Origin of the sequence: Phenylobacterium sp. (assembly GCF_036963605.1) — a bacterium.
GTDB lineage: Bacteria > Pseudomonadota > Alphaproteobacteria > Caulobacterales > Caulobacteraceae > Phenylobacterium.
In genome coordinates this window covers 1-11556 of the sequence record NZ_JBALUY010000092.1, presented here as the reverse complement: position 1 = coordinate 11556, position 11556 = coordinate 1, and the positions used below count along the sequence as shown (strand labels likewise).

General features: G+C 69.5%; 9 protein-coding genes and 1 pseudogene. 2 read left to right on the top strand and 8 right to left on the bottom strand.

Annotated features, from left to right (window positions below; genetic code table 11):
* Positions 1-1756 (top strand): TonB-dependent receptor plug domain-containing protein (locus V7702_RS14870; RefSeq protein WP_335650872.1); only part of this gene is annotated, 1756 nt, incomplete at its 5' end.
* 203 nt (positions 1757-1959) lie between these two features.
* On the top strand, positions 1960-4512 hold the full coding sequence (locus V7702_RS14865; protein WP_335650871.1) for a TonB-dependent receptor: 2553 nt from the start codon (positions 1960-1962) through the stop codon (positions 4510-4512).
* 81 nt (positions 4513-4593) lie between these two features.
* Here V7702_RS14865 and V7702_RS14860 read toward each other — a convergent pair whose 3' ends face one another.
* From V7702_RS14860 to V7702_RS14825, 8 genes and pseudogenes are all read right to left on the bottom strand, one after another.
* A complete protein-coding gene (locus V7702_RS14860) occupies positions 4594-5928 on the bottom strand; it encodes a PQQ-dependent sugar dehydrogenase (protein ID WP_335650870.1) in 1335 nt (444 codons plus the stop codon).
* 59 nt (positions 5929-5987) lie between these two features.
* Entirely contained in the window at positions 5988-6143 is a 156-nt protein-coding gene (gene ccoS, locus V7702_RS14855; protein ID WP_335650869.1) for a cbb3-type cytochrome oxidase assembly protein CcoS, read from the bottom strand.
* Positions 6143-8323: a heavy metal translocating P-type ATPase gene (locus tag V7702_RS14850; RefSeq protein WP_335650868.1), complete on the bottom strand. Its 2181-nt coding sequence runs from the start codon at positions 8321-8323 to the stop codon at positions 6143-6145. Before V7702_RS14850 ends, ccoS begins: the two co-directional genes overlap by 1 nt.
* A complete protein-coding gene (locus V7702_RS14845; RefSeq protein ID WP_335650867.1) occupies positions 8314-8799 on the bottom strand; it encodes a FixH family protein in 486 nt (161 codons plus the stop codon). The genes V7702_RS14850 and V7702_RS14845 overlap by 10 nt, the downstream gene beginning before the upstream one ends.
* Positions 8796-10316, bottom strand: coding sequence for a cytochrome c oxidase accessory protein CcoG (gene ccoG, locus V7702_RS14840; protein ID WP_335650866.1), 1521 nt, complete (start codon positions 10314-10316; stop codon positions 8796-8798). Before ccoG ends, V7702_RS14845 begins: the two co-directional genes overlap by 4 nt.
* Before the next feature lie 7 nt (positions 10317-10323).
* Positions 10324-11190: a cytochrome-c oxidase, cbb3-type subunit III gene (ccoP, locus tag V7702_RS14835; protein WP_335650865.1), complete on the bottom strand. Its 867-nt coding sequence runs from the start codon at positions 11188-11190 to the stop codon at positions 10324-10326.
* Complete coding sequence (locus tag V7702_RS14830; protein ID WP_335650864.1) at positions 11177-11356, bottom strand: cbb3-type cytochrome c oxidase subunit 3; 180 nt, start codon at positions 11354-11356, stop codon at positions 11177-11179. Before V7702_RS14830 ends, ccoP begins: the two co-directional genes overlap by 14 nt.
* Positions 11353-11556, bottom strand: a pseudogene (locus V7702_RS14825) (cytochrome-c oxidase, cbb3-type subunit II); the annotation flags it as partial. The pseudogene V7702_RS14825 and the gene V7702_RS14830, both read right to left, overlap by 4 nt.

The following is an 11556-nucleotide window of genomic DNA, read 5'->3' as shown; positions in this document are numbered from 1 at the left end:
GCTGCTCAAGCGCATTCCCGCCGCGGCTGTCGCGCGCATCGAGCTGATCCGCGGCGGCGCGCCGGGGATCGACATGCAGGGCCGCTCGGTCATCGCCAATGTGGTGCGCAACCGCACCGACGGGGTCCGTGGCGCGGTGATGACCTCGGCCCACTTCATCAATGACGGCCGGGTGCTGACCAGCCTGCGGGCCGAGAGCCAGGCCGAGTGGCGAGGGCGCCGGTTCGAAGCCTCCCTGGTCTATGGCAAGGGACCGGACGACGCTTTGGGGGACGGACCACGCACCCGCTTCGGCCCTGGCGGCGAGGTGCTGATCGCCTCGCTGGTGGACGCCGACGCCGGAGGGTTGCGCGCCTGGACCACCGGCGCCTTCGAGACGCCCCTGGCGGGCGGACGCCTACGGCTCAACGGCGCCTATATGCGCACGCCTGCGAGCGGCGAGATCACCGACCGGATCAGCCCGGCGGGCCGGGAATACGAGTATTATACCAATGTGCGCCTGCAGCGCGAGCTGGGCGCGCGGTTCGCCCGGCCGGTCGGGGCGCAGACCTCCCTGGAGGCCATCGCCTTCCAGCAGTGGAACGATGTCGAGACCCTGGCCGACTTCGAGGCCCCGGGGCTGCGCCGGGACTTCGACCTGGACAAGGCCGTCACCGAGACTGTCGGGCGCCTCACCCTCCGCCATACGATCAGCCCGGCCTTGACCGTCGAGGCGGGGGCGGAGGGCGCGCTGAACCGGCTGGAGAGCCAGACCGCCTTCACCCTCAACGGCAATGTCGTGCCGCTGCCGGCCGCCGATGTCGAGGTGGAGGAAACCCGCGGCGAGGCCTTCGCAACCCTCACCTGGCGGGCCAACCCGCGGCTGAGCGTCGAGGCGGGCCTGCGCCAGGAGACCTCCTCCATCTCCTCAGAAGGCGACGTGGTGCTGGAGAAGTCCCTGAACTTCACCAAGCCGCGGCTGGCGGCGGCCTGGTCGCCGGGCGGCGGCCGGCAGGTGCGGCTCCGCCTGGAGCGCGAGGTGGGCCAGCTGAACTTCGACGATTTCGTCGCCGCGTCCTCGGCGGTCAGCACCGGCGCGGTCCTGGCCGGTAATCCCGACCTCAGCCCGCAGCAGGCCTGGGTGGGCGAGGCGACCTTCGAGCAGCGCTTTGATGGCGGGGCCGTCCTGGTGGCGACCGTGCGCCGCGCCGCCCTGACCGACGTGATCGACCGGGCGCCGTTGTTTGCCGGCGGCGTGGCGGTGGCCGACGCTCCGGGCAATCTGGGGGATGGGACCAAGGACGAGGCGGTCCTCAATCTCACCCTGCCGCTGGACCGCCTGGGCCTGCGCGGCGGGCAGTTGAAGGGGCAGGGGACCTGGCGGCGCTCGGAGGTGGATGATCCGGTGCTGGGCGGGAGCCGCGAGATTTCCGGCCTGCGCCCGGTGGAGTGGGAGGCCCACTTCACCCACGACCTGCCGGGGCTGCAGGCCAACTGGGGGATCGACGCCACCGGGGGCTATCGCGAGAGCTATTACCGCCTGAGCGAGATCGAGACCCGAAAGGCCGGGATCTGGGTGGTGGCGTTCGCCGAGTACAAGCCGCGCCGGGACATCATCCTTAGGGTGGAGGTGCAGAACCTCGGCGCGCGGAACGTGCAGCGCATCCGCGAGGTCTATATCGGCCCCAGGTCCCACGGCCGCCTGGCCTATACTGATGTGCGCGACCTCGAATATGGCCGCGCTGTCTTTGTTCGCCTGCGAAAGACCTTCGGCTAACGGCGGTCTGGAGCGCGCCGGGCCAAGCGGCGCCCCACGCTCCAGATTGCGGCGTCTTGGCCACAATTCGCTGTCTTGTGCGGTGGGCGGCGCACGGGCTGGCCAACCTTCATGGATTTGTCGCCGAACCCAGGCAGGGCGCTGAAGTGAGCGCGATCCTCCCATCGCGACTCTCGTGTTCTTCAGGATCACATGGGATCGACATGACCAATTCCACCGCGCGGCTGCTGGCCGCTGCGAGCCTGTTCGCCCTGGGCGCGGCCAGCGCCGCCCAGGCCCAGAACGCCACCCTCCTCGAGGAGATCGTCGTCACCGCCCAGAAGCGCGAGCAGCAGTCGCTGGACGTGCCGCTGGCCCTGACGGCGTTCGGGGCTGACCGTCTGAACGAGCTGGGCGTCCAGGATTTCGCCGACCTGTCGGCCTATACGCCGGGCTTCGAGGTCCAGGACCAGTCGCCCAACAATCCCGGCTTCGTGATGCGCGGCATCACCTCGGACTCCACCGACGCCTCGGCCGAGGCCCGCGTCTCGGTGTTCCAGGACGGGGTGTCGATCTCCAAGGCGCAGGGCTCCTATGTGGAGCTGTTCGACCTGGAGCGGGTCGAGGTGGCCAAGGGGCCGCAGTCGACCCTGTTCGGCCGCAGCGCCCTGATCGGCGGCGTCAACATCATCCAGCGCAAGGCCCAGCCCGGCGTATTCGAGGGCTATCTGACGGGGCAGGCCGGCGACTACGGCCACCCCATGGCCGAAGGCGCGGTGAACATCCCCATGACCGACGCCGCGGCGATCCGCGTCTCGGGTCGTATTCGCCAGCGGGACGGCTATGTGGAGAACGCCCTGGGCGGCGAAGACTTCCAGTCGGTGGACACCGTGGCCGGGCGCCTGGCCTTCAACCTGAATCCGTCCGATCGGGTGAACTTCGACTTCATCGTCAACTACCAGGAAGACAAGGCCGCCGGCACGGCCTTCAAGTCCGGCGGCTTTTCCCCGACCGATCCGACGACGGGCCAGGTCCTGGCCTCCCGCGATCCGTGGGACGCCGCAGCCCTGGCGGCGCCGGCCAACTTCCAGGGCGGCATGTCCCTGGGCGTCGACCGCACGGTCTGGGGCGTGACCGGCCTGGCGACCATCGAACTCAGCGACGCGGTCACCCTGACTTCGACCACGGCGGCCCGCCGCTTCGAGTCCGAGGAGGTCTATGATCCCGACGGCCTCTCCCTGCCGATCCTGACGGGCCTGAATGACGCCATCGGCGAGCAGTTCAGCCAGGAAGTCCGCATCAACTTCGACCAGGGCGGTCGGGTCCGCGGCTTTGTGGGCGCCGGCGTGTTCCGCGACGACGGCCGCCAGCGCCTGCCACTGCAATTTGACGAGCGCATGGGTCTGGCCGTCCTGACCGGGCAGCTCAACGGCGGCTTGGCGGGTACGGGCCTGCCGTCCACCACGCCGGCCCCGGCCGCCCTGTTTGGGGCCACCGCCTTCACCGGCCCCCTGATCCAGGGGCTGGTGGGACAGCTGAGTGGCGGCAATGTGCTGCTGTCGTCGGCCCAGGCCGCCGCCATAGCCGCCAACCTCCGCTCCAACCACGTGGAGGAGGCGACCAACACCAGCGAGCTGACCTCCTATGACCTGTTCGGCGACGTGACCTTTGATGTCACCGACCGGCTCGAGCTGTCGGCCGGCCTGCGCTACACCCGCGACGACAAGACCACCGGCTTCTCCTCCCGCGTGGTCGGCGGACGCAGCGTGCTCGGCGGCGCCATCGGCGCGGCCCAGCTCGCCGCAGCCGGCACGCCCCAGGCCATCGGCCAAGCCCAGGCCATCCTCGGTGCGCTCGCCCTGCCGATCGTCCAGCAGATCCCGTCCAGCCAGCTGCCGCTTTTCGGCCTGACGTTCCAGCCCACCGCCGGCAATGGCGGCCTGACCGAACAGGATCTTGAGAGCGATGGCTTCACCTGGCGCCTGGTGGGCCGCTACGCCCTCAGCGACGACGCCAACCTCTACGCCTCCTACGCCCGGGGCCGTCGTCCCGAGGTGCTGTCGGCCGCCGGTCCCGCCGCTCCGGAAGGGGCCAGCCGCTTCGCCCAGGTCGAGGCCGAGACGGTCGACTCCTACGAGGTCGGCGCCAAGGCCGAGCTGGGCGGCCGAGTTCGCCTCGACGGCTCGGTCTATTACTACGACTACGACAACTTCCAGACCGTGGAGCAGCAGGGCACCCTGTTCGTCACCACCAACGCTGGCAAGGCCAAGGCCTATGGTTTCGAAGGCCAGGCCGAGGTCTCCGCCGCGCCGGGCCTGACCCTCTATGGGACCTATGCCTACAGCCACGCCCGGTTCGACGGCGGCGCCTATGACGGCAACAGCTTCCGCCTCTCGCCCGACCACATGGCCAGCCTCGGCGCCAAATGGGAGGTCGACCTGATGGGCGGCCTGTTCAGCCTGCGGCCGACCTATGTTTGGCAGTCGGAAATCTTCTTCGACGACAACAATGACCTGCCGGCCTTCCAGCAGCCCCCGTCGGTCTTCGTGGCCGACAATCTGCAGGACGAGCGTCAGGACGCCTACGGGACCCTGAATATCCGGGCCTCCTGGACGCCGGACTCGATGCCCCTCACCCTGGAAGCCTTCGTCAACAATGTGACCGACGAGAGCTACATCATCGACGCCGGCAACACCGGAGACTCCCTGGGTCTGCCGACCTTCATCGCCGGGGCGCCCCGAATGTGGGGGCTGGGGCTCACATACCGATTCCAATAGGCCCCAGTCGCAGGGCTAGCCCCGATCCGCTGAAAGATCTGGTGCGTCGCTGTATCCAGAGCGCGCGCCAGATCCGGCCGGTCACCGCGCGGGGGCCGGCGCCGCCGCCTGAGGCGATACGGCGGCCGGCGCGACCCGCCAGACCGCGCCGCCGGCGTCGTCGGTGACCAGCAGGGCGCCGCGACCATCGACGGCCACATCCACTGGCCGCCCCATGGCCTGGCCGCGCCCATTGAGGAAGCCGGTCAGGAAGGCCTGGGGCTCGCCTTGGGGCATGCCGCCGGCGAAGGGCACGAACACCACGCGATAGCCGCTCAGCGGCTTGCGGTTCCATGAGCCGTGCTGGCCGACGAACACCCCGCCCCGATAGGCTTCGGGGAAGGCCTCGCCGGTATAGAAGGTCAGGCCCAGGGACGCGGTGTGGGGGCCAAGGGCGTAGTCGGGCGTGATGGCGCGGTCCACCAGGTCCGGGCGCTGGGGCTCGACCCGCTCATCTACGTGATCGCCGAAATAGGAATAGGGCCAGCCGTAGAAGCCGCCCTCCCGCACCCGGGTCATGTAGTCGGGGACCAGATCGTCGCCCAGCATGTCGCGTTCATTGACCGCGGTCCAGAGCGCGCCCGTGCCCGGCTCATAGGCCATGCCATTGGGATTGCGCAGACCCGACGCATAGAGTTTCACCGTACCGGCTGTGGGATCGACGGCCAAGATCGCCGCCCGGTTCTCCTCGGCCGCCATGCTGTTCTCGGCGATGTTGGAGTTGGAGCCGGAGGTCACGAACAGCCGCTGGCCATCAGGGGCGGCGACGACGTTCTTGACCCAATGGTGGTTGATGGGGCCGGCGGGCAGATCCACGACCTTGCGTGGGATGCCCTCCATCCGCAGCTGGCCGTCGCGATAGGGGGTGGCGACCAGGGCGTCGGTATTGGCGATGTAGAGGGTGTCTCCCACCAGGGCCATGCCCTGGGGCCGGTTGAGGCCGGACGCAAAGACCTCGCGCATTTCGGCCAAGCCATCGCCGTCGGCGTCGCGCAGCAGCATGATCCGGTTGGGGCTGAGCTTCAGCGCGCCGGCATAGGCCTGGATCCGCTGGGCGATGCGATCCATCAGCCCCTCCGGATCCTTGGGTTCGGAGCTGGCTTCCGAAACCAGCACATCGCCATTGGGCAGAACCAGCAGCCAGCGGGGGTGAGAGAGATCGCCGGCGAACCGGGTGACGACGAAGCCCTCAGGCGCCGTCGGCGCCGCCCCTGCCGGCCAGCCCACCGCCTTGGCCGGGTTGATGCGCGGCAGCAGATCCTTCTCTGGCGACGGGATGTTCGGGTCTGCGCCGAAGCCGACGAAGGGTTCTTCCGAGCCGGCCGAGCATCCGGCCAGGACGAGAAGGCTGGCGACGACGATCAGGGTCTGGCGCATGTTCGAACCTCGTTATCCAAGACCGCGACCATGGCGACGTCACGCGGCCGGGTCCAGGGTCAGATGATCAGATCGTCGGAGTCCTCAATGAGGATACGGGCGGCGTCGCCGGCGGGGTCCTCGTACTGACCGTTGCGCAGGGTCCACCAGAAGGCGGCGAGCCCGGACAGGCCGATCAGCACCGAGATCGGCGCAAGGATCAGGATGATGTTCATCAGCGGCGCCCCTCGCCATGCATGCGCAGGGCGTTGAGCGTGACGATCAGCGACGAGCCCGACATGGCCAGGGCCGCCACCAAGGGATTGACCAGGCCCAGCATGGCCATGGGCGCGGCCGCGACATTGTAGAGGGCCGAGAAGCTGAAGTTCTCCAGGGCGCGGCGGCGCGCGGCTCTCGCCACGTGGATGGCGTCCGGAACCGCGCCGAGACCCGCGCCGGAGAAGACGAGATCGGCGGCGTTCTGGCTGGCGTCCAGGGCCGTGCCGGGCGCCATGGCCGCATGGGCCCGCGCCAGGGCGGCCGTGTCGTTCAGCCCATCGCCGACCATCAGCACCTTGCGGCCCTGGGCGGTGAGGTCGTCAATGGCGGCGGCCTTCTGCTCGGGCGTCAGGCCAGCCCGCCAGTCGCCGATCCCCAGGGTGGCCGCAGCCCGCGCTACGGGGCCGGAAAGGTCGCCAGACAGGATCTCAACCGTCAGGCCCTGGCGGCGCAAGGCGGCGATGGTTTCGGCGGCGTCGGGGCGAAGCTGGTCAGAGAAGGCGAAGCGAAGCTTGGTGTCCCCGTCGAAGGCGAACCAGAGCTCGGTCTCAGATTCCGCGCGGCCCTCTACACCGACGAAGCAGGCCCGGCCCAGACGGGCGCGGCGACCTTCGATCACGCCCTCGACACCCTGGCCTGCGGTCTCGACGACATCGACGGCGCGGACGCCGGGGCCAGCTTCGGCCGCCAGGGCGCGGGCCAGCGGGTGGGCCGAGGCGCGCGCTAGGGGGGCGGCCATGGCGATGGCGGCGGCGGGCGCGTTGATCAGGCGAGGCCGGCCTTCGGTCAGCACGCCGGTCTTGTCGAACACCACGTGATCGACCTCGGCCAGCCGCTCCAGGGCCGCGCCGGACTTGACCAGCACGCCTTTGCGGAACAGCCGCGAGGAGGCGGTGATCTGGACGGCCGGCACGGCGAGGCCCAGCGCGCAGGGGCAGGTGATGATCAGCAGGGCTGCGGCCCGCAGCAGGGCCTCCCGCGGACCAAGGCCCAGGGCCAGGCCGCCCAGGAAGGTCAGGGCCGCAAGGCTATGGATCACCGGCACATAGATGGCCGCCGCCCGGTCGGCCAGGCGGACATAGAGCGACTTGGTCTGGGCCCCGGCCTCCACCAGGCGGGCGATGGCGGCGACGGCGGAGTCCTCGGACCGCGCCAGGGCCAGCAGCCGCAACGGACCCGACAGGTTGACCGCCCCGGCCCGGCAGGTGTCGCCGGGACGCACGGGCAGAGGCGCCGTCTCACCGGTCAGCAGGGCGTTGTCGAGCTCGGAAACCCCGTCCTCGACGAAGCCGTCCACGGGGATGCGCTCGCCCGGCCGCACCAGCACCCGCTCGCCCACCGCCACCTCGCTCAGGGGCTTGATCCGCTCCACCCCGTCGGCCCCCAGCACCGAGGCGGCCGGGGCCTGCAGGGCCAGCAGGTCGGCGGCGGCGCTTCTGGCCCGGGCGCGCAGGCGGTGGTCCAGCCAGCGGCCGATCAGCAGCAGGAAGAGCAGAGAGACCGCCGCGTCGAAATAGGCGTCGCGTCCATGCAGGATCGTTTCGACGAAGCTGATGAACAGCGTCAGGATCACGCCGATGGAGATCGGCACGTCCATATTGGCCCGCCCGGCCTTCAGGGACCGCCAGGCGGATTCGAAGAAGGGCAGGCCGGCATAGATGGCGCAGGGGGTGGCGACGATGGCCGAGAGCCACAGCATCATGGTGCGGGTCGCCGGCCCCAGCTCCTGGCCAAACAGGCCCGCCCAGACCGGCACCGAGAACATCATGGCGTTGCCGGCGCCGAAGCCGGCCACCGCCATGGCCAGGATCAGCCGGCGGCTCTCCTTGTCTTGGGCCTCCACCGCCTGGGCCGGATCATAGGGGGTGGCGGGATAGCCCAGGCCTTCCAGCGTGGCGATCACCCGCCCCGCATCCCCCTGGCTGGAGGCGAAGCGGATGGTCAGGCGGCCCTCGGTCAGGTTGAGGCGGGCGGCGGCCACGTCGGGCAGGTCGCCAACGGTTTTCTCGATCTTCGACATGCAGGCCGCGCAGCGGGCGCCCTTGACCAGCAGGTCGAGGCGGGCAGGGCCGCCTTCGGTCTTCTTCAGAAAGGCCGACAGATCCGGGACGTTGGCCGGGTTCAAGGTCAGCGCCATGTCAGTCTCCGCTCGGCCTGGAAGTCGAGGCCCTGGGCGGCCTTGGCCTGAATCGTCAGGTCCCAGGCGCCGAGGATGGCGGCCAGCGGCGCCTCGTAGCGACCGGGCGCAGCTTCGGTGAGGATCAGGTCCAGCGCGCCGGCCTCGGTGGCTGGACGCTGCAGCCGCCCCTGGACCGACAGGCCTTCGACGGGCCGTCCCTGGGCGTCGGCGATCTCGACCACCACCGAGGCGGCCTCGGCCCGGGCCGCCGCCCGCCAGCCCAGTTCGGCCTGCCTGGCCTGCTGGGCCAGCTGGCGGTTGAAGGCCAGGCCGTCCTCATAGGGCGTGATGGACACTTCACCGGGAAAGGTGCGCAGGGCCGCGGTCATGAAGACCGCATTGACCGCGATGATCACACCGAAGAAGGCGCACATGGCGGCCAGCACGTGCCAGCCTCGGATGCGGAAGCCGTCGGGGGAGGGGAGGTCGCTCATCGGATGTTCGCCGCTCCGGAGAGGAAGGTCGTCTCGACGCTCTGGTCCGTATCACCCGCCCGCACCACGAAGGCGGCCGGCATATTGGCGTGGGGCAGGGCGTTTGGCGGCGCCGTGACCAGGACCCGCACGGCGCGGATCTGGTTAGGCTCCACGGTGACGGTCAGGGCGCCTGGGGTAGCGTCGGCGCCAGGGGTCTTGAGGCTGGCGCCTTCCACGCCCTCGAAGGCGATACGGGCGCTCATGGGCTGGAAGGTGCGGTTGGCGATCTTGAGCGTGTAGCCGTTGCGGATGTCGCCATCCTGCATCCGCACGAAGGTCGGGTTGCGGTCGCGCAGCACATGGACGTCCATGGGGCTGCGCCCCATCAGGCCCCAAATCATCAAACCCGAAACCAGGACCAGGGCCGCGGCGTAATAGAGGGTGCGTGGACGGATCAGGCGATAGACGGACTTCTCCCCCTTGGCCCGGGCGGCGACCGCAGCGTCGGTGTCATAGGCGATCAGGCCCTTGGGGCGCTCAACCTTGAGCATGATTTCATCGCAGGCGTCGATGCACAGGCCGCAGTTGATGCATTCCAGCTGGGGCCCGTCGCGGATGTCGATCCCCATGGGGCAGGCGACGACGCAGGCGTTGCAGTCGATGCAGTCGCCGCGGCCTTCCCAGCTCGCGCTCTTCTTGTGCGGGCCGCGGGGTTCGCCGCGGTCGAAGCGATAGGTGACCTGCAGGGAGTGCTCGTCGAGCATGGCGCCCTGGATCCGCGGCCAGGGGCACATATAGGTGCAGACCTGCTCGCGCATGGAGCCGGCCAGCACATAGGTCATGAAGGTCATGATCGCGCAGGAGACATAGGCGGTCATCGGCGCCTGCCCGATCCAGAAGGTGCGGATCAGGGTCGGCGCATCGTGGAAGTAGAAGATCCAGGCGCCGCCGGTGCCAAAGGCGATCCCCAGCCAGACGGCGTGCTTGCCGCCCTTGCGCCAGACCTTGTCGAAGGACCAGGGGGCGGCGTCCAGCTTCATGCGGGCGTTGCGGTCGCCCTCGAACAGCCGCTCGACGTAGATATAGAGGTCGGTCCAGACGGTCTGCGGGCAGGCATAGCCGCACCACAGCCGCCCAAACAGGGCGCTGGCCAGGAACAGGCCAAGGGCTGCGATCACCAGCAGGCCGGTGATGAAATAGACCTCCTGCGGCCAGAGCTGGATGAAGAAGAAGTAGAACCGGCGCCCAGCGAAATCCACCAGCACCGCCTGGTCCGGCAGATCGCCCGGCCTGTCCCAGCGGATCCAGGGGGTCACGTAGTAGACGGTGAGCGTCATGATCAGCAGCGCCCACTTCAGCCGCCGCCACGCCCCGTGCACCAGCTTGGGATAGATGGGCGTACGCCGCTTGTAGAGACCGCCATGGGCGTCGCCCTTCTCCCGCGCCCGGGCCGCCGCCGAGCGCGGCGGTCCGGAAGCCTTGTCGTGGGGGCCCTTCGCCTCGGGGGGCTTGGTGCGGTCGATGACGACGGTCATGGCGTACTCACTGACCGCCAGCGTTGGCGTGGACGTAGACGGCCAAGGCCTTCAGGGTCTCGTCGTCGAACCGACCGGCCCAGGACGGCATGACGCCGTTGCGGCCCGACCAGATCTGGGTGCGGATCTCCTCGCGCGAGGGGCCGTAGAGCCATTCGCCGTCGGTCAGGTTGGGCGCGCCCTGGGTCTGGTCGCCCGTGCCCCTAGCCCCGTGGCAGGAGACGCACTGGGTGGCATAGATGGGCGCGGCGCGCTCCACGGCGGCCTTGTCAGCCTCGCGGCCCGACAGGCTGACCACCAGTTCGGTCAGGTCGTTGATCTGCGGCCCGGTCAGCATCTGGTCGCGGCCAAAGGCGGGCATCTGCGAAAAGCGCGCGTTCTCGGCGCCGGACCGCACGCCCGCCTGCAGGGTGTGGTGGATGTCAGGGAGGCTCCCGCCCCAGAGCCAGATGTCGTCCACCAGGTTGGGATAGCCCTTGGCCCCGCCGCCGCCGGCCCCATGGCAGGTGGCGCAGTTGTCGCCGAACACCGACTGGCCCACGGCCATGGCGTATTCCTGCAGGGCGGGATCGGACTCGATCTCCTCCAGGCTGGCGTTGGTCAGGCGAGCGGCGCCTTCACCGCGCAGGTCCCGCAGGGCCTGAAGCTCCTGGGCGACATTGGCGCGGTCGGACTGGCCCATCACGCCCTTGGTGTAGCCGTTGATCCCCGGCCAGGCCGGCAGCAGCACCCAATAGACGATCGCCACCACGACGCTGGCCCAGAAGACATAGAGCCACCAGCGGGGCAGGGGATTGTCGAGCTCCTTGATGCCGTCCCATTCGTGGCCGGTGGTCTCGACGCCGGTGACCTCGTCGGCCTCACGCTTGGACATTGTTGTCCTCATCCTTTTCGAGGGGCAGGTGGGCGGCGCGGCGGAAGGTCTCGCCGTTGCGCGGCCAGAGGGCGTAGACGACGCCCGCAGCGAAGATGGCGGCGAAGTAGAGGGTCCCGCCCTGCTGGGCGAACTGGGCGACCGTCTCGTAGGTGAGCGCGCTCATCGCAGGCTCTCCTCGGCTTCGTAGGTGGAGAAGTCGACCAGCGTGCCGAGCATCTGGAGATAGGCGATCAGGGCGTCCATCTCGGTCAGCCGGGCCGGATCGCCGTCGAAGTCCCGCTGCAGAACGGCCTCGCCATAACGACCGCGGAAGTCCCGCGACGAGGCGAAGGGATCGGCCTGGGTGCGCAGGTCGGCCTGGGC

Bases quoted from the DNA above. Each gene is read 5' to 3' on its own strand.
- V7702_RS14865 (WP_335650871.1), top strand. From the start codon at position 1,960: ATGACCAATTCCACCGCGCGGCTGCTGGCCGCTGCGAGCCTGTTCGCC.
- V7702_RS14860 (WP_335650870.1), bottom strand. From the start codon at position 5,928: ATGCGCCAGACCCTGATCGTCGTCGCCAGCCTTCTCGTCCTGGCCGGA.
- ccoS (WP_335650869.1), bottom strand. From the start codon at position 6,143: ATGAACATCATCCTGATCCTTGCGCCGATCTCGGTGCTGATCGGCCTG.
- V7702_RS14850 (WP_335650868.1), bottom strand. From the start codon at position 8,323: ATGGCGCTGACCTTGAACCCGGCCAACGTCCCGGATCTGTCGGCCTTT.
- V7702_RS14845 (WP_335650867.1), bottom strand. From the start codon at position 8,799: ATGAGCGACCTCCCCTCCCCCGACGGCTTCCGCATCCGAGGCTGGCAC.
- ccoG (WP_335650866.1), bottom strand. From the start codon at position 10,316: ATGACCGTCGTCATCGACCGCACCAAGCCCCCCGAGGCGAAGGGCCCC.
- ccoP (WP_335650865.1), bottom strand. From the start codon at position 11,190: ATGTCCAAGCGTGAGGCCGACGAGGTCACCGGCGTCGAGACCACCGGC.
- V7702_RS14830 (WP_335650864.1), bottom strand. From the start codon at position 11,356: ATGAGCGCGCTCACCTACGAGACGGTCGCCCAGTTCGCCCAGCAGGGC.